General features: G+C 66.0%; 23 protein-coding genes. 8 read left to right on the top strand and 15 right to left on the bottom strand.

The annotated features are described in order from the left end of the window. Position 1 precedes the first annotated feature (1 nt). The 12 genes from EIP75_RS03605 to flgB all read right to left on the bottom strand — a co-directional run bounded on the left by EIP75_RS03605 (position 2) and on the right by flgB (position 11,759). On the bottom strand, positions 2-1,198 hold the full coding sequence (locus EIP75_RS03605; protein WP_125241861.1) for an EAL and HDOD domain-containing protein: 1,197 nt from the start codon (positions 1,196-1,198) through the stop codon (positions 2-4). A gap of 30 nt (positions 1,199-1,228) precedes the next feature. Next, entirely contained in the window at positions 1,229-2,455 is a 1,227-nt protein-coding gene (gene flgL, locus EIP75_RS03600) for a flagellar hook-associated protein FlgL (protein ID WP_125241860.1), read from the bottom strand. A gap of 11 nt (positions 2,456-2,466) precedes the next feature. After that, positions 2,467-4,419, bottom strand: a complete 1,953-nt coding sequence (flgK, locus tag EIP75_RS03595; RefSeq protein WP_125241859.1) for a flagellar hook-associated protein FlgK — start codon at positions 4,417-4,419, stop codon at positions 2,467-2,469. A gap of 20 nt (positions 4,420-4,439) precedes the next feature. Continuing rightward, positions 4,440-5,390 carry a flagellar assembly peptidoglycan hydrolase FlgJ gene (flgJ, locus tag EIP75_RS03590; RefSeq protein ID WP_125241858.1) on the bottom strand — a complete coding sequence of 317 codons (951 nt, stop codon included), beginning with the start codon at positions 5,388-5,390 and terminating at the stop codon, positions 4,440-4,442. A gap of 1 nt (position 5,391) precedes the next feature. Beyond that, positions 5,392-6,444 (bottom strand): flagellar basal body P-ring protein FlgI, encoded by a 1,053-nt coding sequence (locus tag EIP75_RS03585; RefSeq protein ID WP_233584666.1) that lies wholly within the window; start codon positions 6,442-6,444, stop codon positions 5,392-5,394. Between the two features lie 123 nt (positions 6,445-6,567). Continuing rightward, on the bottom strand, positions 6,568-7,254 hold the full coding sequence (locus EIP75_RS03580) for a flagellar basal body L-ring protein FlgH (RefSeq protein WP_199758478.1): 687 nt from the start codon (positions 7,252-7,254) through the stop codon (positions 6,568-6,570). Beyond that, positions 7,254-8,036: a flagellar basal-body rod protein FlgG gene (flgG, locus tag EIP75_RS03575; protein ID WP_125241856.1), complete on the bottom strand. Its 783-nt coding sequence runs from the start codon at positions 8,034-8,036 to the stop codon at positions 7,254-7,256. The genes EIP75_RS03580 and flgG overlap by 1 nt, the downstream gene beginning before the upstream one ends. Positions 8,037-8,066: 30 nt before the next feature. Then, complete coding sequence (flgF, locus tag EIP75_RS03570) at positions 8,067-8,798, bottom strand: flagellar basal-body rod protein FlgF (protein WP_125241855.1); 732 nt, start codon at positions 8,796-8,798, stop codon at positions 8,067-8,069. A 35-nt stretch (positions 8,799-8,833) separates the two neighbouring features. After that, the gene (gene flgE / locus EIP75_RS03565; RefSeq protein WP_125241854.1) at positions 8,834-10,171 is read right to left on the bottom strand and encodes a flagellar hook protein FlgE; all 1,338 of its coding nucleotides are present in this window, start codon (positions 10,169-10,171) and stop codon (positions 8,834-8,836) included. Positions 10,172-10,207: 36 nt separating this feature from the next. Continuing rightward, positions 10,208-10,864 carry a flagellar hook assembly protein FlgD gene (locus tag EIP75_RS03560; RefSeq protein WP_125241853.1) on the bottom strand — a complete coding sequence of 219 codons (657 nt, stop codon included), beginning with the start codon at positions 10,862-10,864 and terminating at the stop codon, positions 10,208-10,210. 37 nt (positions 10,865-10,901) lie between these two features. Then, positions 10,902-11,309 carry a flagellar basal body rod protein FlgC gene (gene flgC / locus EIP75_RS03555; RefSeq protein ID WP_125241852.1) on the bottom strand — a complete coding sequence of 136 codons (408 nt, stop codon included), beginning with the start codon at positions 11,307-11,309 and terminating at the stop codon, positions 10,902-10,904. Positions 11,310-11,321: 12 nt separating this feature from the next. Continuing rightward, positions 11,322-11,759 (bottom strand): flagellar basal body rod protein FlgB, encoded by a 438-nt coding sequence (flgB, locus tag EIP75_RS03550; protein ID WP_125241851.1) that lies wholly within the window; start codon positions 11,757-11,759, stop codon positions 11,322-11,324. A 144-nt stretch (positions 11,760-11,903) separates the two neighbouring features. On the opposite strand from flgB, the gene flgA reads away from it, so the two are divergent. From flgA to EIP75_RS03535, 3 genes are all read left to right on the top strand, one after another. Next, positions 11,904-12,755 (top strand): flagellar basal body P-ring formation chaperone FlgA, encoded by an 852-nt coding sequence (gene flgA, locus EIP75_RS03545; RefSeq protein ID WP_158622730.1) that lies wholly within the window; start codon positions 11,904-11,906, stop codon positions 12,753-12,755. Between the two features lie 124 nt (positions 12,756-12,879). Then, positions 12,880-13,194 (top strand): flagellar biosynthesis anti-sigma factor FlgM, encoded by a 315-nt coding sequence (gene flgM, locus EIP75_RS03540; RefSeq protein ID WP_233584655.1) that lies wholly within the window; start codon positions 12,880-12,882, stop codon positions 13,192-13,194. Between the two features lie 40 nt (positions 13,195-13,234). Further along, entirely contained in the window at positions 13,235-13,654 is a 420-nt protein-coding gene (locus EIP75_RS03535; protein WP_125241849.1) for a hypothetical protein, read from the top strand. 12 nt (positions 13,655-13,666) lie between these two features. On the opposite strand, the gene recJ is transcribed toward EIP75_RS03535, so the two are convergent. Next, on the bottom strand, positions 13,667-15,397 hold the full coding sequence (gene recJ / locus EIP75_RS03530) for a single-stranded-DNA-specific exonuclease RecJ (RefSeq protein WP_125241848.1): 1,731 nt from the start codon (positions 15,395-15,397) through the stop codon (positions 13,667-13,669). Between the two features lie 19 nt (positions 15,398-15,416). Then, positions 15,417-16,493 carry a hypothetical protein gene (locus tag EIP75_RS03525; protein ID WP_125241847.1) on the bottom strand — a complete coding sequence of 359 codons (1,077 nt, stop codon included), beginning with the start codon at positions 16,491-16,493 and terminating at the stop codon, positions 15,417-15,419. A gap of 35 nt (positions 16,494-16,528) precedes the next feature. Here EIP75_RS03525 and EIP75_RS03520 point away from each other — a divergent pair, with 35 nt between their 5' ends. From EIP75_RS03520 to EIP75_RS03505, 4 genes are all read left to right on the top strand, one after another. Continuing rightward, complete coding sequence (locus tag EIP75_RS03520; RefSeq protein ID WP_125241846.1) at positions 16,529-17,782, top strand: lipoprotein-releasing ABC transporter permease subunit; 1,254 nt, start codon at positions 16,529-16,531, stop codon at positions 17,780-17,782. Between the two features lie 4 nt (positions 17,783-17,786). Beyond that, positions 17,787-18,464 carry an ABC transporter ATP-binding protein gene (locus EIP75_RS03515; protein WP_233584654.1) on the top strand — a complete coding sequence of 226 codons (678 nt, stop codon included), beginning with the start codon at positions 17,787-17,789 and terminating at the stop codon, positions 18,462-18,464. Between the two features lie 64 nt (positions 18,465-18,528). Further along, the gene (locus EIP75_RS03510; protein WP_125241844.1) at positions 18,529-19,386 is read left to right on the top strand and encodes a TatD family hydrolase; all 858 of its coding nucleotides are present in this window, start codon (positions 18,529-18,531) and stop codon (positions 19,384-19,386) included. A 120-nt stretch (positions 19,387-19,506) separates the two neighbouring features. Continuing rightward, the gene (locus EIP75_RS03505) at positions 19,507-20,016 is read left to right on the top strand and encodes a hypothetical protein (protein WP_125241843.1); all 510 of its coding nucleotides are present in this window, start codon (positions 19,507-19,509) and stop codon (positions 20,014-20,016) included. A gap of 18 nt (positions 20,017-20,034) precedes the next feature. Here the strand turns inward: EIP75_RS03505 and EIP75_RS03500 are convergent, their stop codons facing one another. Next, on the bottom strand, positions 20,035-20,586 hold the full coding sequence (locus tag EIP75_RS03500) for a DNA-deoxyinosine glycosylase (RefSeq protein WP_125241842.1): 552 nt from the start codon (positions 20,584-20,586) through the stop codon (positions 20,035-20,037). Positions 20,587-20,659: 73 nt separating this feature from the next. Here EIP75_RS03500 and EIP75_RS03495 point away from each other — a divergent pair, with 73 nt between their 5' ends. Further along, on the top strand, positions 20,660-21,442 hold the full coding sequence (locus tag EIP75_RS03495; RefSeq protein ID WP_233584653.1) for a spermine/spermidine synthase domain-containing protein: 783 nt from the start codon (positions 20,660-20,662) through the stop codon (positions 21,440-21,442). Positions 21,443-21,455: the final 13 nt, after the last annotated feature.

Raw genomic sequence — 21,455 nt, 5'->3', positions numbered from 1 at the left:
TTCAGTCCAACTGCGAAGCCGCTGCGATGGCCTTGAGCAAGGCGCTGTTGATGTCCTGCTGAGCCATCATCAGACCCTCGCTGGCCTCGCGGAGTTCGTCGAGGGTGGCGCCCTCGATGGCCTTGATCATGCGGAAATAGGGCTCGTAGGGACCTGTGCCATCGACCAGGGCCTGGAACACGCGCTCGGGCACCGGGATGGTCTTGAGCAGCTCCGAGAACGGCTGGTTGAACATGCGGTCGAGCAGCGAGAACACGCCGCAGATGAACAGCTCGCTGCGCATTTCGTCGGCGCTGCCGCGAGAGATCTCCTCCATCAGCAGGCCCCGGCGCACGGCCGCGAACATCACCGGGCGCATGTTCGGGTCCTTGCTGGCGGTGGCCAGCAGCAGGGCCAGCCAGCGCTTGAGCCGCTGGTAGCCCAGCACCATGATGGCGTGGCGGAAGGACGAGATTTCGACCGACAGCCCGAAGGCCGGCGAGTTGATGTAGCGCAGCAGCTTGTAGGCCAGGGCCGGATCACGCTTGAGCGTGTTTTCCAGGTCCTCGATGTCGGCCTCTTTGTGCACCTGATCGATCAACTGCACGATGGCCTGCAGCGAAGGCTGATCGGCCTTGCGTGCGCCGGTCTGGATCGCATCGTCGATGGGCCAGCCCAGTACCGCCGTGGCGCCACGTCGGAAGGCGGCTTCCATCTCGGCCACGTTGGTGACGCCGTTCTGCACATGGCTGACGGTGCGGGTCACGCCGGAGGCATTGGCGGCGGTCTCGTCCAGGCGGCGGTCATCGGCCAGGTCGACGATGGCGTACTTGAAGCTGGGTAGCACCTCGCGTGGCAGCTCCTGCACCGGCCGGCCCTTGAGCAGCAGGGTGTTGCCGTTGGCGTGCAGGGTGTTGATCGCTTCCAGGTGCGCGGGGTCACTGGCCATGAAGGCCGGGATCTCGATGAACACGTGGGTGGCCGGCTGGGCCTGCAGCAGACCCTCGAGCAGGTTCTCGCTGAGCACGTTGAGCCACACCTGGCTGGCCCCGCCGGTCGGCCAGACCTCGGCGATGGCCTGCAGCAGGGCGCCGGCATCGAGCTGGCTGCCTTGCTGGAGCGGGAACACCGTCAGCCGCGTGGCGATGACGGCGCGGTTGCGGTCGATCACCGGGCTGTAGGCCAGTGCGATCTGTCCGAGTATCGGGTGTTCGCTCATAAATGACGTGGCTTTCGTGGAGGCGCGTGGTCAGCCATTGACGTACTGGAACAGTGAGAGCTTCTGCACCATCGAATAGCTTTTCAAGGCCGCATCGTAGCCGGTTTGTTTGCTCTGGAAGGCGGAAATCGCCTCCACCATGTCGAGATCTTCCGCACTGGAGCGGTCGCTCTGTGCCGTCTGCTTGAGCGTGGCGATCCGGCCCTCGATGCCATCCAGGCGGTTGAGGGTTTCGCCAGCGGCGGACTCGGCCGACATCATGTTGCCCAGCACGCTGTCGAGGTTGCTCAGGCCGCCGTTGACCGATTGCTGGATCTGGCCGTTGTTCAGGCTGGTGGTGTTGAGCTCGGCGATCACCTTGTCGAGCGTGTCGAACACGCTCAGCGAGTTGCTGGACTGGCCGATGGTGAAGGTGTCGCCTGTCGCCGGTGTGCCGGAGACGTTGACCGTCATGCCGCGTCCGGGAATGACGATGCCCGAGGTGCTGGAGAAGGGTACGCCGCTGCTGAGCGCGTTGCCGTCCTCCAGCACGGAGTAGGTGGTCACGCCGCCGGTCACGTCGAACTGGATGGTGTAGGTGGGCGGGGTCACGCCCGCCGCTGCCGGGTAGGGCACCTGGCTGGGCGTGCTCACGGTGCCTGGGCTGATCCAGGACGAGCCGGTGTTCGTAGTGGCCGCGCTGGTGGTGAACACGCCATTGCCGGTCTTGGCCTTGAGCCAGACCAGGTCGCCGTCGACGGTGAGGTTCACGTTCTCGCTGGACGAGCCCTGCGCCTGCCCGCCCTGGCCCACGAACTGCACGCCGCCGGGCGCGTCGATGAAGGGGGGGCTGGACGAGCCCTGCCCGCCGAACACGAAACCGCCGCTGCCGTCGGAGCGGTTGGCCACCGACAGCAGCTGGTTGCGGATTTCCTTCAGGCGCACGGCCAGGCTCTGGCGTTCGGCATCGGAGTAGCTGCCATTGCCCGCCGCGACCAGCGATTCACGCGCCTGCTGCAGCAGTTCGACCGAATCGCGCAGCACGCCCGCGCCCAGGGTCATGGCATTGCGGCTGGCCTCCAGGCCGCGCTGGTTGGCATCGCTGCGCGACATGGTGGCCAGGGCACGCTCGGCGCGTGCGGCGGCCACGGGGTCGTCGCTGGCGTTGTTGACCCGCTTGCCCGTGGTCAGCTGCATCTGCGATTCGGTCAGGTCGGTCTGACGCTTTTGCAGGTTGGAGATGGCCGAATCGAAACTGTAGGCAGTACTGATGCGCATCGTGAGACTCCTCAGCGGGCGGTTTCAAGCAGGGTGTCGAAGATCGTCTGCGCGATCTGCAGGATCTTGGCCGCGGCCTGGTAGCTCTGCTGGAACTGGATCAGGCGGGCGGCTTCCTCGTCGAGGTTGACGCCCGTCTTGTTGGTCAGGATTTCTTCGGCATTGGAAGCCAGGGTGGCCGAGATCTCGGCCGAGGTCTTGGCGCCTTGCACCTGCACGCCGATGGCACCGATCATCTGCGAATAGGCATTGGTGATCGTGGCGCCCGGGGCCGTGCTGCCGCCACCGTTGTCGCGGCGTCCGACGATGTCTTCGTCGCGCAGGGCCAGCAGCGACAGGGCATTGCCATTGTTGCCGGCAGGGTAGGTGGTGTTGTCGACCTTGATGACATCGCCGTTGGAGGGCACGCCATTGAGCTTCAGCTCGAAGCCGTTGTAGCTGATGGGGCTGCCCGCCTGCCAGGTGCCACTGGCAACCGGCGTGCCGAGGGGGGACTGGAGTTCGTAGTCACCACTGGCCGAGGTGAAGACGATGTTCAGCTCGGTGCCATTGAGGGGCGGCAGGGTGGCGTCAGGCTGCGACACCATCGACAGCGAGCCCACCGTGGCCGTGCCCTTGTTGGCCGCATTGGTGGTGGCCGTGAAGGGCGATGCTGCGGCGATGCCGGTCGGGTTGTCCAGCACGCGTCTCATCTGGCCGGCCGAGGCACTGGCCGGGCGCAGCTCGAACTTGTCGCCCGCGTTGACCGCGCCGGTGATGTTGATACGGAAACCATCGACCTCGCTGCCATCGGTCACGCTGGTGACCAGGCCATCGCTCTTGCGGGACAGCGTGTACTGGCCGGCCACGGCCGAATCGGGCACCAGGCTGTAGTCGCTGGCCTGCAGTTCTCGCCCATCCAGGATGGTCATGGTCACCGGAGGAGGCGACAGCGAAGAGGTGTTCTTGACGGAGGGCAGCACCTGCGGCGTGCCCGTGGTGAAGATGTTGCCGCCAGCGCCGGGCGGCGTGCCCAGGTCCAGGCCCAGCGATTGCTGCTGGTTCACGCGCCAGGCCAGCGCGGCGGACATCTGGCCCAGCAGGGCGCGCGCCTGGGGGATGTCTTCGTTCTGCACCTTGAGCAGGCCGGCCACCGTGCCACCCACCACCAGGCCCTGGTTCACGGGGCGTTTGATGCCCACGTCCGAGATCAGCAGCGTGGCCTTGGACGAGTCGAACTCGTCTGTGCCGATGGCAAGCTGCTCGGCGGAGTTGCTCAGCACCAGGCGCTGGCCCCCGCCGATGAAGATGCTCATGGTGCCATCGTCCGCTTCCACGGTGGACACCTGGATCAGCTGGTTGAGCTGCTTGACCAGCAGGTCGCGCTGGTCGAGCAGGTCGTTGGGCGAATGCCCCACGCCCTTGACCGAAGCGATCTTCTGGTTGATGTTGGCGATGTTCTGCGCGATGGAGTTGACCTGCGCGACGGTGTTGCGCAGGTCATTGGTCACGCCCTCCTGCAGCGACGACAACTGCGTGTCGGCCGAGCGGATGCGCGCAGCGAAGTCTTCGGCACGTGCCAGTACCACTTGTCGCGCAGACAGGTCCTGCGGCTGGTTGGCCACGTCCACAAAAGCGTTGAGCATCTGGCCGGCCGAATAGCCGATGCCCGATTCGCCCAGCGGGAACACCTTCTCCAGCTGGGTGAGCTTGTCCAGCCGTGCCTGGTCGGACGAGGCCACGGACGCGGTGTTGTTGGCCTCGCGGGCGAGGTAGGGATCGGAGCTGCGGCTGACCGTGGCGATGCGCACGCCGCGGCCGAAGAAGCCGGCGCCGGTGAAGCGACCGTCTTCCGTGGCCAGTTCCACCTGCTGGCGTGAATAGCCTTCGGTGTTGGCGTTGCTGATGTTGTTGCTGATCGTGTCCAGCACGGCCGTGTTCGCGAACATGGCCCGGGTGCCGAGAGCGAAGAGTCCTGATCCCATGGTCTACCCCCTCTCGCGCGTCAGGTGAAAGAGCGCTGCAGGCGCAGCGTGGTGTTGATGACCTTGGTGAGCTTGTCCGCGTAGGCCGGGTCGGTGGCGTAGCCGGCCTTCTGCAGGCCTTGCGCAAAGCCCTTGGCAGTGTCGGCCTGGGCCACGGTCTGAGCATAGCGCGGGCTCTGGCTCAGCAGGCGGGCATGGTCCTTGAAAGAGTCTTCGTACGAGTCGTAGGCACGGAATTTGGCCGTGACTTTGCGGGCGACGCCGCCGATGTACTCGGTGGTGGTCACCTCGGCGACCTTGCCCGTCCAGCTGGAAGTGGCCTTGATGCCGAACAGGTTGTGGCTGCTGGTGCCATCGGCCATCTTGGGCTCCTTGCGGCCCCAGCCCGATTCAAGCGCGGCCTGGCCCAGGATGTGCTCGGACGGGATGCCCGTGGCCTTCTCGGCGGCTTCGGCGGCCTCGGTGTGCTTGCGCACGAAGCGCTCTGACGGCGACAGCTTCTTGTCGTCGACCTCGGTGCCCGGCATGCTGGTGCGGGCAGGCGCGGCCAGGCCCTTGATGTCCAGGGCGCCGGTCAGCCCGCCCAGCCGGCCGGAGGGCAGGTTCAGCCCGGTGCCGTCGGCCGCCTTGTCGCCCGAGGCCACTTTGCCCACCTGGCGTTCGAGCTGCTTGAGGATCATGTCGCCCAGGCCGCCGGGCAGGCCGCTCATCTTGGCCGACAACTGCTGATCCAGCATGTTGTTGCCCATCTCGGTGGCTTGGTTGTCCAGCATGCCGGTGCTCATGGTGGTGGCGCGCATGGACTTGAGCAGCTCGCCCATGAAGAGCGATTCGAGCTGCTTGGCCGCTTCCTTGATGCCGGCCTGGTCCTTGCCACCCTTGGCCGCGCTGGCGCGCAGGCTGTCCAGGGACCGCAGGTCCATCGAGAGCGAGGCATTCTGGTTCGATGCCGTGGATGTGAGGCTGCTCATGTCAGATGACCTCCAGCTCCGCCTGGAGCGCGCCGGCCGCCTTCATGGCTTGCAGGATGGCCAGCAGGTCCTGCGGGTTGGCCCCCAGCGTGTTGAGCGCCTTGACCACGTCGGTGAGCTTGGTGCCTGCGGGCAGCTGGATCAGCGCGCCGGGCTCCTGGTTGATGCGGATGTCGGCCTTTTCGGTGACCACGGTCTGGCCTTGCGACAGCGGCGAAGGCTGGCTGACCGAGGGTGTGGTGCTGATGGTGACCGACAGGTTGCCGTGCGCCACGGCGCAGGGTCCCAGGGCCACGGCCTGGTTCATCACGATCGAGCCGGTGCGCGCGTTCACGATCACCTTGGCGATCGGGGTGGCCTGGTCGATGGCCAGGTTCTCGATGTCGCCCATGAAGGCCACGCGCTCGCCCGGCGCCTGGGGCAGGCGCACGGCCACGGTGCGGCCGCTGATGGCTTCGGCGGTGCCGGCACCCTTGGCCTTGTTGATGGCGTTGGCGACGTTGCGCGCGGTGTTGAAGTCTTCGGTCTGCAGGTCGAGCTGGGCCACGGTGGTCTGCAGCCAGGGCGTGGGCACGGCGCGCTCGACCGTGGCGCCCGCCGGGATGCGGCCGGCGCTCAGGTGGTTGACCTGTACCTTGGAGCTGCCCGATGAGGCGCCCGCGCCGCCGACGATCATGTTGCCCTGGGCCAGCGCGTAGATCTGGCCATCGGCGCCCTTGAGCGGCGTGGCGATCAGCGTGCCGCCGCGCAGCGACTTGGCATTGCCCAGCGAGGACACGTTCACGTCGATGGCCTGGCCGGGCTGCGAGAAGGCGGGCAGTGTGGCCGTCACCAGCACGGCCGCCACGTTCTTGAGCTGCATGGCCGCGCCGGGCGGCACCGTGATGCCCATCTGCTGGAGCATCGCGTTCAAGCTTTGGGTGGTGAACGGTGTCTGGGTGGTCTGGTCACCCGTGCCGTCCAGGCCCACCACCAGGCCATAGCCCATCAACTGGTTGGGACGCACGCCCTGCACGGAGGCGATGTCCTTCAGGCGCATGGCCTGGGCCGACATCGGCAGGGCGGTGGCGAAGGCGGCGGCCACCACGAACGCCGAGGAGACGAGGATCTGGAGAGGGCGTTCGAGCTTCATGGCGGGACCGATCGTGGAGGGGGTTCGGTCCCATTGTTCTAGACTTTAGATCGGCGAAAGGCTCAAGAAGAACCGCGCCAGCCACCCTATTCCCTGCGATTCCGCCTGGGCGCCGCGCCCTCGCTGCTCAACCCGTACATTTGCCACGGTTGCCGAGCTCACGACGTTGCCGGGCAGGATGGTGATGGGGTCGATCTGACCGGAAAACCGCAGCACATCGACGTTGTGGTTCACGCCGATCTGCTTCTCGCCGGCCACGATCAGGTGGCCGTTGGGCAGCACCTCGATCACGCTGGCCGTGATGTTGCCGGTGAAGGTGTTGTTGCTCTCGGTGCTGCCCTTGCCGTCGAACGAGTTGTTCGAGGTGCCGTTGGCATTGAGCTTGGCCAGGGTGGGCGCCTTCAGGAAGGGGAAGGCCGAGACGCTGCCGCTGATGGTGCCCGTCTTGTCGATGGAGCTGGTCGATTCCTGCTTGGCCGTGATTCTTTCCACGATGTTGATCGTGACGATGTCGCCGACCTGGCGCGCGCGCGGGGTTTCGTACAGCGGGCGGTAGGCCACATTGGCGAACAGCGAGCCGCTGTTGGTGGCCGGCGGCACGACCGCCACAGGACGGACCTGCGTGGGTTCGATCACCTCGACCTTGGGGGCGGTGGCCATGCAGCCAGTCATCAGGGCGGCCAAGGCCGCGCCGCCCACAACCCGGGCGGTGGGTGACAGAAGTCTTTTCATCACAGTTGTCCCAGGCGTTGCAGCATCTGGTCGGAGGTTTGGATGGCCTTGGAGTTCAGCTCGTAGGCCCGTTGGGTCTGGATCATCATGATCAGCTCTTCGACCACGTTGACGTTGGACGCTTCCACGAAGCCTTGCGACAGCGTGCCGGTGGCGTCCAGGCCGGGGTTGGTGACCGTGGGCGTGCCCGAGGCCTCGGATTCCGTGAACAAGTTACCACCGCGCGGGTCCAGGCCGGCGGGGTTGATGAAGTGCGCCACCTGCATCTGGCCCAGGTTGGCCGGGGTGGTCTGGCCGGGCAGCATGGCCGTCACGGTGCCGTCGCCGCCGATGCTCACGGTCACCGCGTTCTGCGGAATGGTGATGCCGGGCTGCACGGTGTAGCCCTCGTTGGTGACGATCTGGCCTTGCGAGGACAGCTTGAACGAGCCATCACGCGTGTAGGCCGTGGTGCCGTCGGGCATCTGGATCTGGAAGAAGCCGTCGCCGTTGATGGCCACGTCCAGCGTGTTGCCGGTCTGCTGCAGCGTGCCCTGCGTGAACTGGCGCGCGGTGGCCACGGGCTTGACGCCCAGGCCCACCTGCAGGCCCGTCGGCAACTGCGTCTGCTCGGAGCTGTTGGAGCCGACCTGGCGCAGGTTCTGATACATCAGATCCTCGAAGATCGCGTGCGAGGCCTTGTACCCGTAGGTCGAGCTGTTGGCCAGGTTGTGGGACACATGGTCGAGCTGGATCTGCTGGGCATCCATGCCCGACTTCGAAATCCACAGTGATCGCATCATGGCCGTTCTCCTTCAATCATCAAATCAGGTTCAGGCGGACGCGTTGGACAACAACTGCGCGGCCTGCTGCTCGTCTTTCTCGGCGGTCTGCAGCGAGCGCATCTGCGCTTCGTACTGGCGGGCGGCCGAGATCATCGAGATCATGGTTTCGATCGGGTTCACGTTCGATCCTTCGAGCGTGCCCTCGTGTACACGGGCATTGGGGTCGGCGGGCAGGCCGCCATCTGCAGCGCGGAACAGCCCGTCGGCTCCACGGTCCAGCTTGTTTTCCGGCGTCACCAGCTTGAGCTTGCCGACCGGCGTCACGTTGCCGTTGGCTTCCTTGACGCTGACGGTGCCATCGCTGGAGATCGACGGCGTCGTGTTGGGCGGGATGGAGATGGGGCCACCATCGCCCAGCACGGTGTAGCCGGTGTGCGTGACCAGCGTGCCTTCGTTGTTGACGACCATGGAGCCGCCGCGCGTGTAGGCCTCTGTGCCATCCAGCGCCTGCACGGTCAGCCAAGATTTGTCGCGCACGGCCACATCCAGCGGCTTGCCCGTGTGGTTCAGCGGGCCTTGCGTGTCATCGTAGCCCACGGTAGTTTCCAGCGAGTACACGCGGGTGGTCGAGCCATCGCCACGCACCGGCACGGCACGCACGGCCTGCAGCTCGGCACGGAAACCCGTGGTCGACACGTTGGCCAGGTTGTGCGCCAGCACCTCCTGGCGTTGCATGTCCATCTTGGCGCCGGCCATGCTGAGGTAAATCATGCGGTCCATCGCGGGCTCCGGTCAGGCGTGGTCGTCGATCAGGATCAACGCAGGTTCACCAGGGTCTGCAGGACCTGGTCCTCGGCCTTGATGGTCTGGGCGTTGGCCTGGTACATGCGCTGGGCGACGATCATGTTGACCAGCTCGCCGGTCAGGTCCACGTTGGATTCTTCCAGCGCGCCCGATTGCAGCAGGCCCATGTTGCCGTCGCCGGGAATGCCGGTGACCGGATCGCCCGAGGCATAGGTGGCAGACCACTCGTTGCCGCCCTTGGGCTGCAGGCCCTGCGGGTTGCGGAAGGTGGCCAGCTCGACCTGGCCGGCCGGCTTGGACTGGCCATTGGAGTAGCGGGCCATCACGATGCCGTTGGATTCGATCGTGATGCTGGTCAGTTGGCCGGGGGCATAGCCGGTCTGCGTCAGGCCGGTCACGGCGAAGCTCGAGCCATACTCGGCTGACTTCGACAGGTCGAAGCCGATGCCGGAGATGCCTTCAGTCAGTGCGCCGGAAGACATGGCCACCTGGGGGATGTCGGGCAGCGTGAACTTGCCGTCGGTCACCGTGGTGAGCGGGTTGTTGGCGCTGTCGTAGGTGGTGATGGTGCCTGCATCGCCTTGCACCGCCCCTGCGTTGGTGGTGGTGGGGTTGCCGCCCGAGGCTGCAAAGGTGATGCTGGCCACTCGCACCGGGTCGCCGGCGCCGTCGCTCTGGATGGAGTTGCCGTTGGCGGCGACATACACGTCCCAGTTGTCGGCACTTGTCTTGCGCATGTAGTACGTCAGGCCGACGGACTGCCCCTTGACGTCGTATGCGGTCTGGGAGGTCGCGAAACTGTAGGTGTTCGGATCGTTGAAATCGATGGCGGTGCCCGAGGCCACGGCGGCACGCGAATCGAAGGTCATCTCCAGGTTGATCCGGTCGGTCTGGTTGGGCTCGATGCCCGAGGTGGGCAGGGTCAGCTCGGTGGCCTGCGAAGGAACGATCGTCCCTTGGTTGTCGGCCTGGTAGCCCAGCAGCTTGTGGCCCGCGTTGTTGACGATGAAGCCTTCGCGGTTGAGCTTGAACTGGCCGTTGCGCGAGTAGACGGTGGGGTTCTCGCCATCGCTGAGCTGGAAGAAGCCGTTGCCGTTGATGGCCAGGTCCATCGGGTTCTCGGTGGTGGTGATGTTGCCCTGCGTGAACTGCTGGGCCACGGCGCCGAGGTTGGCGCCGATGCCGATGTTGTTGCTGCCGGCGCCATTGAGCGCGTTGGCGAACATGTCCGAGAATTCGGCGCGTGAGAACTTGGCGCCGAAGGTGCCTGCGTTGGCGACGTTGTTGCCGATCACCTCAAGGTTGCGTGACGACACGTTCAGGCCGGAGAGTCCTTGCTGAAAGCCCATGGTAGTTTGCTCCTAGGAAAGGGGAGGGTGATCAGATCAGGACAGAGCCTGGATCTTGTTGTAGGCGGTGTCGCCGCTCAGACGCAGTTGCACGTTCAGGGCGCCGTCCTTCATGCTGACGGCGTCCACCAGGTCGGTCATGATGGGTTTGGAGGTGATGGCGGTGCTGCCGCTGGTGGCCGTCACCTTGAACTGAAGGCCGCTGGTGGCGATGCTTTCGGGCACCGTCCAGTTGAAGCCGTGCTGGCCGGCCTTGGCGGCGCCCAGGTTCAACGTGTCCAGCGTGGCGCCGGTGGACGACAGGATCTCGACCTTCACGTTCGACGCATCGGATGTCAGCTCGAGGCCGCCGGTGGCCACGCGCTTGTCGTCCACCGCCAGCTTGTTGCCCTCGAGCAGCACGGTGCGGCCCACCATGCCGACGCCTTGCATCAGCTGCGCAGACGCCATCGAGGTGTTCAGCCCCGCCACGGTGTTGTTGAGCTTGTCGATACCCGTCACCGTGTTGATCTGCGCCATCTGGCTGGTCACCTGGGCGTTGTCCATCGGGTTGAGCGGATCCTGGTTCTGCATCTGCGTGACCAGCAGCTTGAGGAAGCGGTCGGAGGCTTCCGTCGTCTTGTCGCTCTTGGCCGTGTTGTTGTTGAGCAGGTTGTTGGGAATGCCGTTGGTGGTGTTCGTGGTGGTGACCATGGCTTGATGTCCAGTTCAGAGTTGTTGGTGTGCAGGATCAGCCCTGGCCCAACTGCAGCGTCTTCATCAGCAGGCTCTTGGCGGTGTTCATCACTTCGATGTTGTTCTGGTACGAGCGGGAGGCCGAGATCATGTTGACCATTTCCTCGATCGGGTTGACGTTGCTGAAGGTCACGTAGCCTTGCGCGTCGGCCTGGGGATGGCCCGGGTCATGCACCATGCGGCCGGGTGTGTTGTCCTCGACCACGTTGCTCACGGTGACGCCGGCGGCGCCCACATCACCCATGGGCTCGGTGGTGAAGACCACGTGGCGTGCCTTGTAGGCGCTGCGGTCGGGGCCGGCCACCGTGTCGGCGTTGGCCAGGTTGGACGACACCACGTTCAGGCGCTGGGCCTGGGCGCTGACGGCCGATCCGGCAACGTTGAAGATCTGGAACATGGACATGGCTCAACTCCTTCACTGGCCGTTGATGGCCGTGGTCAAGGTCTTCATCGATCCATTGATGAAGCGCAGCGTGGCTTCGTAGCGCACGGTGTTGTCGGCGAAGTTCGCGCGTTCGCGGTCCATGTCGACACTGTTGTTGTCCAGGCTGCTCATCGAGGCGGTGCCGTAGCCCAGTTCGGGCTTGGCGCCGGCACCGGCTGGTGAGCCGCCACGGTTCATGTGGTTGGCCGCGCCGGTCGCCATCTGCAGGGTGGGCATGGCCAACGGACTGGCGCCGGCCGAGCGCTGGCCTGTGGCCTGGCTGAGCGCATCCGCGAACTTGAAGTCCTTCGCGGTGTAGCCCGGCGTGTCGGCATTGGCAATGTTGCTGGCGATCAGACGCTGGCGCTCCGAGCGCAGGGTCAGCGCCTGGGCCTGGAAATCAATGCTGTCAGTGAGTCGGTTCAGCATGGCATCACCTTGAAAAACAACCTTCGGAAAATCACGTCGGAATGGTGAATCCGCAGGCCCCCAAACATGAGCCGAAATAGAAGGCACAAGACCGGCCAATTCGCGCAGCAGGCCGGCGGGGCGGGGCGTAGAGTCGCACTCACCATGAAAGCGTCCCTGCGTCCCGTCTCTCTTTCCGCCCTGTCGGTGGCCTGGCTGCTGCCGGCCCTGCTGTGCGCGATGCTCGTGGCGCTGGTGGAACCGGCGCGCGCCCAGTCCATGAACTGGGGCAACGCCCCCGCGCCCACGCAAGCCGCCGCCTCGCCCGAGATGGCCGGCTTCCAGCATGAGCTGGAGGCACTGCTCAAGTCGAAGACGGAAGAGGAAGCCGCCGCGCCAGCTGCCACAGCCTCCGGCGCAAATGGCGCGACAGGCGCACAAGCCTCGCTGCCTTTCAAACCGCGCCTGGAAGTCATCCTGGGCCGGCTCGATCCCCGCCTCAAACTTGCACCTTGTGAAAAGGTGAGGGCATTCCTGCCCGAGGGCACCCGCTTGTGGGGCCGCTCGCGCGTAGGCCTGCGTTGCGAGCAGGGCCCGGTTCGCTGGAATGTCTACTGGCCTGTCACCATCAAGGTGTGGGCACCCGCGCTGGTGGCCACGGGGCCGCTGCGGGCTGGCGCCACGGTCACTGAAGCTGATTTCCGCATGGCGGAAGTCGATCTGGCTGAAACGCTGTCGCCCGCTGTGACGGACGTGGCCGAGGTGGCCGGCCGCACGCTGATCCGCAATGTGGAACCGGGCGAGAGCCTGCGTCAGGACGACATCAAGCTGCGCCGCTGGTTCGCCGCGGGCGAGCCGGTCAAGGTGACCGTGAAGGGCAATGGATTTGCCGTGGGGGCAGAAGGCACCGCTCTGTCCCACGGTGACGAGGGCCGATGTGCGAGGATACGGATCGACAGTGGCCGTGTCCTGTGCGGCCTCCCGGTGGGGGAACGCCGGGCGGAGGTAACTTTGTGATACGAAAAATCCAGCAGGCACCCCCCTCAACCACGGGGGATTCGGTCATTGGCATTAAAGTCGCGCGCCCCTGGGACGATAAGACAGGTGTCAAGGCCTGGCGCATGCCGGGATCAAGGAGCAGATGATGAAGATCGGAAACAACGGCGCAGACAAGGCGGTCAACGGTGCCAGCACCGCCAATCGTGCGGAAACCGCCACCAATGCCACCAACACCGGCAAGACCGGTTCACTCGAAGGCGGGCCAGAGGCCAGCGCCAAGGTGACCCTGTCCGGTGCTGCCAATGGCCTGAGCACGGCGGGCACGGAAGGCTCGTTCGATACAGCCAAGGTCGACCGCATCAAGAAGGCCATCGACGATGGCACCTACAAGGTCAATCCGGACGCGATCGCCGACAAGCTGATTGCCAACGCGAAAGAACTCCTGAGCCGCCAGTAAACGGCTCTCCACCACGGCTTCGGCCGAAGGCAGGTCCAACTTGAGCGACAGCATCGCCATTTCCTCCCACGATCCGAAAGATCCGTGGTCGAGCCACGCCGAGGCCCTCGAAGGCCGCTTGCAGGCGTTGGATGAAGCCTTGCGTTCGCAGAACCCTGTCCAACTGGACAGCGCCTCGCAGGCGTTGCACAAGTGCCTGGCCGATGCCCTGGCGGCATTCCATCAGGCAAAAAAGACGGGCTTGCAGCCGCTATCGCCCGCGATGCGGCAGAAGCTGATGCTGGCCCAGACCCGGGTGACGGGCCTGCAGGCCACAGTGCACCATGCCGGCGCCTCGATGTCCCGCACCTTGAATGTGCTGTTCCCGGAAGAGCCTGGCCAGGGCGCAGCCACCTACGGCACGCTGCAGCCGCCCGCCTCGGGCGCCGGTGCCGCCATGCGCGCTGCCTACAAGGCCTGAACGCGTCCGGCCTCAGGCCGTTTCCGCGCCTTCCACCACCATCTGAACCCGTTGCCGTCCCTGGAACTCGTCCAGTGACAGGCGAAACGCCAGGCGCGTGCGCGCGGGCAGGGGTTCGCTGCGCCCAAACCAGATCCCGTCACGCAATTGGCCCTGCACGCGCAGGCTGAGCTTGAGATGGCGCTCGCCCACCAGGCGCTGGTTGACCACCTCCACCATGTCGCAGAACACCGGCGCCTCGAAGCCGGGGCCCCACACCGCCTGGTCGATCAGGGTGGCCACCTCGGCTGTGTACCACTGCGCGTCCAGCGCGCCATCGGTGTGCAGTCGGCGTGAGAGCAGGTCGGCGTCCAGCCCGGCATCGGCCACGCTCAGCAGGGCGGCCTTGAACAGCTCGTGGTCGTCGGGCGAGATGGTGCAGCCAGCCGCCATGGCATGGCCGCCGAAGCGGTGCAGCAGGCCCGGGTGGCGCTTGCTGACCAGGTCGAGCGCATCGCGCAGGTGAAAGCCGGGGATCGAGCGGCCCGAGCCCTTGAGCAGGCCGTCCTGCCCGCGCGCGAAGATGAAGGTGGGGCGGTGCAGGCGGTCTTTCAGTCGCGAGGCCACGATGCCGACCACCCCCTCGTGGAAGCCTTCGTCGAAGAGTGACAGGGCCGCGGGGACCTCACCGGTGGTGCCTTCCAGCAGCAGTCGGTCCAGGGTGATCTCGGCCTGGTCGCGCATGCCGGCCTCCACCTCGCGGCGATCGCGGTTGATGCTGTCGAGCTGGGTGGCCAGGGCATCGGCACGCCCCCGGTCATCGGTCATCAGGCACTCGATGCCCACGCCCATCTCGGCCAGGCGGCCGGCGGCGTTGATGCGTGGGCCCAGCACAAAGCCGAAATCCTGTGCGCTGGCCCGCGATGGATCCCGGTTGGCGGCGCGGTACAGCGCTGCCAGGCCGGCTTGCATGCGCCCGGCGCGGATGCGCCTGAGGCCCAGGGACACCAGGCGGCGGTTGTTGTCGTCCAGTCGGCCCACGTCGGCGATGGTGCCCAGGGCGACCAGGTCGAGCAGGGCTTCGATGCGGGGCTGGCTGGCCGCATCGAAGCGGCCGCGGCGGCGCAACTCTGCCCGCAGGGCCAGCAGCACATAGAACATCACGCCCACGCCCACCAGCGCCTTGCTGGCGAAGGTGCAGTCGGGCTGGTTGGGGTTCACGATGGCATCGGCGCGGGGCAGGCTGGGCTGGCCCTGGGCGTCCACCACGGGCAGGTGGTGGTCGGTGATCAGCACCTGCATGCCCAGGGCGCGGGCCTTGTCCACGGCTTCGTGGCTGGCCATGCCGTTGTCCACGGTCACCAGCACATCGGCCTGGCGGGCATGCACCAGATCGACGATGGGCGGGGTCAGCCCGTAGCCGTGCAGGGCGCGGTCAGGCACCACATAGCCCAGCTGATGCGGTGCGGCGCCCAGCAGGGCCAGGCCGCGCAGGCCGGTGGCACAGGCGGTGGCGCCGTCGCAGTCGTAATCGGCCACGATGCAGATGCGCCGGCCCTGCTCGATGGCATCGGCCAGCAGGGTGGCGGCGGTGTCGATGCCCCGCAGCCCGCTGGGAGGCAGCAGCTTGCCGGGCGCGTCGTCCAGGTCGTCCACGGTGCGGATGCCGCGGGCGGCCAGCAGGCGGGAGAGCAGGGGGTGCGTGCCGGCCTGCTCCAGCGTCCAGGCGGGGCGGGGAGGAATCTCTCGGGCGATGAACTTCATGGTGGGCAGCGATCGGGCATCAGAGTTCGCGCAGCAGCGCGGCGGCGGAGGCGCGTGTTCTCCCCCAGGGTAGTGCGCGACGGATGGTGGTCCACAAGCCTGGGCGTTGGTCTGGCGCGGACAATGTGACGGCGTGTCGCTCGCCACACAAGGTCAGGCGCACGGGGCGTCCCACTTCCAGAGCCGAGCTGAGTTCACGCATCGGCCCCTCATCCAGGGCCTGCCAGGCCGCCTGCCAGGCGGGAAAGTCGCCGAGCAGCAAGGCCTGATGGGGCGCATCGGCCACACGCACTGGCCATGTGGGCCAGCCTGTGCCTGGCGATGGCGCCGCACCTGTGCCGCTGAGCCAGAAAGAATTCACGCTCAGCGCGCGCCGCGACTCGCGTTCGTCATTCACCGGATGTCGGTACAGCAGCATCTGCACCTCGTTTTGCAGGCGGCGCAGCAAGCGCACTTGCGGGTGGTTGGGCATCCACAGGTCAGGGTTGCGGCCGATCACCCGGTCCAACGAGGCGCTGGGCAGGCCGGCCAGCGATTCATGCCTGACGTACCAGCGCAATGGGGCGCCCCAGGTCATCTGCCAGCCCTCGCTTTCGAACAGCGGCTGCACGGCGTCGAACAAGGCGCGTGATTCGATGTCGCCCAGGGCCAGTGCTTCGGGGTGCAGCAAGGTCAGGTGATCGCGTCCCATCAGCCAGTGCGAGGGGGTCATCAAGCCCCAGGCTTCTCCCGGGCTGGCCGACAAACCATCCTGGTGAGCCCACAGCGCGGCCCAAGGAGCTTGGGCGGGAGGAGTCTCCGTACCGGTCTCGACGGCATCCCCTCCGGGCCAACCCACGGTGCTGGCCAGAACTCGCTCGTGCGGCGCGGCCAGTTGGTATTCATCGCCTCGCAACCAGTGCTGCTCGGTTAGTCGTTCCAGCAAACCGTGCAGTGCCGGCAGGTCCGGGAGGGCGTCGGCCATGTCCAGCCCGTGCTGGGCCTCCCCTTGGGGCTCGGCAAGACCGATGGCCCAGGGGATCACCAGGTGGTCGGCCCCGGCGGTGCAGGGCAGGGGCGGGATCAGATCGGTTGTCGGAACGCAAGGCTGGGGCATAGGGGGCATTATCGAGTGAGTACACTGCGCACACCATGAAGCTTCCCTATGAATGGCGCATCGGCTGGCGCTACACGCGGGCCGGGCGCAGCGCCCGGCGCAACGGATTCATCTCTTTCATCTCGGGCGTGTCCGTGATCGGCATCGCCCTGGGCGTGGCGGCGCTGATCATCGTGCTGTCGGTGATGAACGGTTTCCAGAAAGAGGTGCGTGACCGCATGCTCTCGGTGGTCGCCCACGTTGAATTGTTCGATTCACGTGGTGCGCCGCTGACCGATTGGCACGTGCTGGCCGACCAGGCCCGCAAGAACCCCGCCGTGGTCGGTGCCGCCCCCTTCGTTCCGGCCCAGGCCCTGATCGCCCGGGGCGAGGACATGCGCGGCGTGCTGGTGCGCGGCATCGATCCGGCCCAGGAGGCCCAGGTCACCCCGCTGGCGCGCAGCCTGCAACCCGTGCTGAACAAGCTGCAGCCCGGCGGTTGGGGCGTGGTCATGGGCGGCGAGCTGGCCCGCAGCATGGGCGTGCAGGTGGGCGATCCGGTCACGCTGGTGGCGCCCAGTGGCCAGGTCACGCCGGCCGGCGTGGTGCCGCGCCTCAAGCAGATGACCATCGTGGGCACCTTCGAAGCCGGCCACTATGAGTACGACAGCGGCCTGGTCATGGTGCACATGGACGATGCGGCCCGGCTGTTCCGCACCGGCGGGCCCACCGGCGTGCAGCTCAAGCTCAAGGACGCGCAGACCGCGCGCGTGGTCGGCAACGAGCTGGCCGATTCGCTGGGCCCGGACATCGTGGTGCGCGACTGGACCCACACCAACCGCAACTGGTTCGACGCCGTGCAGGTGGAAAAGCGCATGATGTTCATCATCCTGACGCTGATCGTGGCCGTGGCCGCGTTCAACCTGGTCTCCACCCTGGTGATGACGGTAACCGACAAGCGCGCCGACATCGCCATCCTGCGCACCTTGGGCGCCAGCCCTGGTTCGGTGATGGCGATCTTCATGGTGCAGGGTGCGCTGTCCGGCATCATGGGCACGCTCTCGGGCCTGGGCCTGGGGCTGCTGGTGGCCTTCAACATCGATGTGATCGTGCCTTTCATCGAACGCCTGCTGGGCGTGCACTTCCTGCCCGGCAGCATCTACCTGATCAGCAAGATGCCCAGCGAGCCGCAATCGGCCGACATCGTTCCCATCGCGGTGCTGTCGCTGGTGCTCTCGCTGGCTGCCACTATCTACCCCAGCTGGCGCGCCAGCCGCGTGCAGCCTGCCGAAGCTTTGCGCTATGAATGACACCATGAACGACATCATCCTGTCGGCCCAGGGCGTACACAAGCGCTACGAAGAAGGCCCCCTGGACGTGAACGTGCTGCAGGGCGTGGACCTGGACGTGTTCCGCGGGCAGTCGCTGGCCATCGTGGGGCAATCGGGCTCGGGCAAGAGCACCTTGCTGCACGTGCTGGGCGGTCTGGACCTGCCCACGCAGGGACGGGCGACCTTGATGGGGCGCGACTGGACCGGCATGAACGCTGCCGAGCAGGGCCGCTGGCGCAACCAGCACCTGGGTTTCGTCTACCAGTTCCACCACCTGCTGCCCGAGTTCTCGGCCGTGGACAACGTGGCCATGCCGCTGCTGATCCGCCGCCTGCCGCTGGAAGAAGCCCGCCGCGAGGCCCTGGCGGTGATGACCCAGGTGGGCCTGGGCGCCCGTGCCGAGCACCGCCCGTCCGAGCTGTCCGGCGGCGAACGCCAGCGTGTGGCCGTGGCCCGTGCCCTGGTCACCAAGCCGGCCTGCGTGCTGGCCGACGAGCCCACGGGCAACCTCGATCGCCGCACCGCCGATACCGTGTTCGCGCTGATGCGTGAGGTGGCGCGCGAGCAGGGCACTTCCCTGATCATGGTCACCCACGACGAGGCCCTGGCGCACCGTTGCGACCGCCAGGCCCACTTGGTTGAAGGGCGGCTGAGCATCTGAACGCGGCCATCCGGCTTGCCCCTGCGCGCGCAGGTGGGCGCGTGCCCGAGGCATCATGTAAGCCATGGCCGACTTCTGGATCGACACCCACAGCCACCTCGACGCCCCCGAGTTCGACCCGGACCGGGCGGCGGTGATCGCCCGTGCCCGCGAGGCGGGCGTGCGGCAGGTGGTGGTGTCGGTGATGCCCTCGACCTTTGAAGCGGCGCGCCAGGCCGCCATAGATTGCGATGGCGCGTATGCCTTGGGCAGCCACCCCTTGTTCATCCACAAGGTGGGCACCGATGCGCCCGAGCGTCTGCGCGATGCCCTGCAACGCTGGCGCGATGACCCGCGCCTGGTGGCGGTGGGCGAAATAGGCCTGGATGGTTTCGTGCCCGAGATCCAGGACGAGGCCAGCCGCGAAAAGCAGGATGTCCTGTACGCGGCCCAACTGGCGGTGGCGCAAGAGGCGGGCCTGCCCGTGATCCTGCACGTGCGCCGCACGGCCGATCAACTGCTCAAGCACCTGCGGCGCATGAAGGCCGAGGGCAGGGCAGTGCCAGGCGGTATTGCCCATGCCTTCAACGGCAGTGAGCAGCAGGCCGAGGCCTTTGTCGAACTGGGCTTTTGTCTGGGTTTCGGGGGGGCCATGACCTTCGACCGCGCTTTGCAGATCCGACGCATTGCTGCCTGGCTGCCTGAGGACCGCCTCGTGTTGGAGACAGACTCGCCCGACATTCCTCCGCACTGGCTGTACAAGACGGCTGAAGCGCGAGCTCAGGGCGAACGCAGCCGCAATGAGCCGGCACAGTTGCCACGTATCGCCGAAACCATGGCGGAATTGCGCGGGTGGGATCTGGGCAAAGTCCGAAAGGTCACTGCAGAAAACGCTTGCTCTGTGTTGCCAAAACTCAAGTTGCTGCTCGCGAGCATGCGCTGAGTATCGTCCGGCCACTCGCTGGCATGGTTGCCGCGGCATGTCCCGTTGATGTCCTTGACGGGGCCCCGGCGCATTTCAGGAATAATGAGAAGGTCATCATTCATTTATCAGGGGTTTCTTGTGATCAAAGTGGTCGTGGTTGTTTGCGCGGCGATTCTTTTGGCCGGTTGCGGGACGGTGAACTACGTGCCGCAAGAGTATGTGATCTCAGCGGAGAGAATTCCGAACTTTGACGTCAACGGCAGCGTCCTGGTCCAGAACATCCAAACTGATCAGGAACAGAGGAAATTCTTCTCCGGGGCGGCAGATTGGACCGGTGACTACAAGACAGTCACGGACCATCTGGTGATGCAGTTGAACAAGGAAATAGCCATCCACGGCAAAGTGATCGGACGGGACAAGAAGAAGGTTCTGCAAGTCAAGGTGGTTCAGTTGGCGGCTGTTCAGCACGCATTCCACTTCACGTCTTCCATGCAGGTGAATGTGAAATTGGGAGATGGCGCCGAGACAACGGTCCGCGTCAGTCAAGGCAGCCCATCGGACATGTGGCGTGTGCTGAATGGAACGCTGGCATTGGGGGTGATCGACATACTGAAGGACCCCAAGGTCAAGGCCTATCTGGCCAACTGAGCAGCAGGCTGTCCAGCATCAGTCGGTGCGCGGGCTGGCCGTGTCCAGCCCAAACTGAGTGAATGCTTCACGCCAGGCCGCCAGCTTGCGTTCGAACGACCACGATGCATTGGCAGGACTGGTCGATGGCAGCTTCACCACAGGCAATCCCAGCGTCTGCGTGATCTTCATGTGCCGGGCCGACTCTCCCCCGTTGTGGGCAATGCCCTTCAACCCAGGTGCCCATTCGCGCAAGCGATCCAGGGTGTTCAATTCGGCCTGCTCGATGGCACTGTCCAGACTGCCTTCCCGCAGGCAGCTGGCATAGACATCCCAGATGCCCAGCCCGCGCGAGCGGGCCTCGGCCACGCGTTCAGCATAAGGTCTATGCTGCAGCGCGGCATCACCTTCCAGCCCCCACAGGGCCGACACGATGGGCCAGAAGAAATTGCGCGGGTGTGCGTAGTACTGCTGCGCCCTGAGCGAGGCCGCGCCGGGAAAACTGCCCAGCACGATCAACGTGGTGCTCGGAGAGATGATGGGGCCGAGCCCCTGCAGTGGGGCGGGCTCGACGGTGTCCGTGGGACACATGGGCAGAGGAAGTGGCTTGGCTCGGGGCATCTGGGCATTATCCGAAAAGCCCGCCATGCGACACTCACGCCCCGTGAAACGCCCCAAGAAACCCACCCTTCCCGAGGCCACCATCTCGGAAGAGCGCGGCGTGCGCTACCTGCACCTGGACACCCCCTGGATCCAGGGCGCCATGCGCATCTGCAAGCCGCTCAAGCTCGAGCTCGAGTACATCCAGCGCATGATGGCCTGGCTGCTGCTGCGCCCGGAAAGCGAGCTGCCCGCCACCCGCTGCCTGCAGCTCGGCCTGGGCACGGGTGCCATCACCAAGTACTGCCACGCGGTGCTGCGCCTGCCCACCACCGTGGTCGAGATCAACCCGGGTGTTATCGCCGCCTGCCGCGCCTGGTTCCACCTGCCCGCAGGTGACGATCGCCTGACCGTGCTGCAGCAGGATGCCGCCCGCTTCGTGGCCGATCCGGCCCACATCGCGGCGTTCGATGCCTTGTGCGTCGACCTGTACGACCACGAAGCCGCCAGCCCGGTGCTCGATGACGAGGATTTCTACCGCGCCTGCTGGCAGGTGCTGGACGATGGCGGGGTGATGAGCGTGAACCTGTTCGGCCGAGAGGCCAGCTTCGACCGCAGTGCTGCGCGCATCGCCGCGGCCTTCGGGGCGGACCGCATGGCCATGCTCAAGCCCACCACCGAGGGCAACACCATCGTGCTGGCCTGGAAGGGGTTTGATCTGCCCCTGCGTGACGAGTTGGCGTCAAGAGGGGAAACTTTACAGACACGCTGGGAGCTGCCTGCGCGAAAATGGGTCAAGCTCCTGTCGTCCTTCAAGGGCTCGCTCAAGGGGCAAACCGCTTCCTGAGCCGCCCGACGCC

Origin of the sequence: Aquabacterium soli, from assembly GCF_003933735.1 — a bacterium.
GTDB lineage: Bacteria > Pseudomonadota > Gammaproteobacteria > Burkholderiales > Burkholderiaceae_C > Aquabacterium > Aquabacterium soli.
Note: the sequence above shows the minus strand (reverse complement) of the source record. Positions and strands in the feature narration are given on the sequence as shown.

Excerpts from the sequence above, each read along its gene's own strand:
- EIP75_RS03500 (WP_125241842.1), bottom strand. The coding sequence starts at position 20,586 with ATGTGTCCCACGGACACCGTCGAGCCCGCCCCACTGCAGGGGCTCGGC.
- EIP75_RS03585 (WP_233584666.1), bottom strand. The coding sequence starts at position 6,444 with ATGTCGGCCCAGGCCATGCGCCTGAAGGACATCGCCTCCGTGCAGGGC.
- flgB (WP_125241851.1), bottom strand. The coding sequence starts at position 11,759 with ATGCTGAACCGACTCACTGACAGCATTGATTTCCAGGCCCAGGCGCTG.
- EIP75_RS03560 (WP_125241853.1), bottom strand. The coding sequence starts at position 10,864 with ATGGTCACCACCACGAACACCACCAACGGCATTCCCAACAACCTGCTC.
- flgG (WP_125241856.1), bottom strand. The coding sequence starts at position 8,036 with ATGATGCGATCACTGTGGATTTCGAAGTCGGGCATGGATGCCCAGCAG.
- EIP75_RS03580 (WP_199758478.1), bottom strand. The coding sequence starts at position 7,254 with ATGAAAAGACTTCTGTCACCCACCGCCCGGGTTGTGGGCGGCGCGGCC.
- flgM (WP_233584655.1), top strand. The coding sequence starts at position 12,880 with ATGATGAAGATCGGAAACAACGGCGCAGACAAGGCGGTCAACGGTGCC.
- recJ (WP_125241848.1), bottom strand. The coding sequence starts at position 15,397 with ATGAAGTTCATCGCCCGAGAGATTCCTCCCCGCCCCGCCTGGACGCTG.
- flgJ (WP_125241858.1), bottom strand. The coding sequence starts at position 5,390 with ATGAGCAGCCTCACATCCACGGCATCGAACCAGAATGCCTCGCTCTCG.
- flgL (WP_125241860.1), bottom strand. The coding sequence starts at position 2,455 with ATGCGCATCAGTACTGCCTACAGTTTCGATTCGGCCATCTCCAACCTG.
- EIP75_RS03510 (WP_125241844.1), top strand. The coding sequence starts at position 18,529 with ATGGCCGACTTCTGGATCGACACCCACAGCCACCTCGACGCCCCCGAG.
- EIP75_RS03525 (WP_125241847.1), bottom strand. The coding sequence starts at position 16,493 with ATGCCCCAGCCTTGCGTTCCGACAACCGATCTGATCCCGCCCCTGCCC.
- flgA (WP_158622730.1), top strand. The coding sequence starts at position 11,904 with ATGAAAGCGTCCCTGCGTCCCGTCTCTCTTTCCGCCCTGTCGGTGGCC.
- EIP75_RS03605 (WP_125241861.1), bottom strand. The coding sequence starts at position 1,198 with ATGAGCGAACACCCGATACTCGGACAGATCGCACTGGCCTACAGCCCG.
- EIP75_RS03520 (WP_125241846.1), top strand. The coding sequence starts at position 16,529 with ATGAAGCTTCCCTATGAATGGCGCATCGGCTGGCGCTACACGCGGGCC.
- flgC (WP_125241852.1), bottom strand. The coding sequence starts at position 11,309 with ATGTCCATGTTCCAGATCTTCAACGTTGCCGGATCGGCCGTCAGCGCC.
- flgK (WP_125241859.1), bottom strand. The coding sequence starts at position 4,419 with ATGGGATCAGGACTCTTCGCTCTCGGCACCCGGGCCATGTTCGCGAAC.
- EIP75_RS03515 (WP_233584654.1), top strand. The coding sequence starts at position 17,787 with ATGAACGACATCATCCTGTCGGCCCAGGGCGTACACAAGCGCTACGAA.
- flgF (WP_125241855.1), bottom strand. The coding sequence starts at position 8,798 with ATGGACCGCATGATTTACCTCAGCATGGCCGGCGCCAAGATGGACATG.
- flgE (WP_125241854.1), bottom strand. The coding sequence starts at position 10,171 with ATGGGCTTTCAGCAAGGACTCTCCGGCCTGAACGTGTCGTCACGCAAC.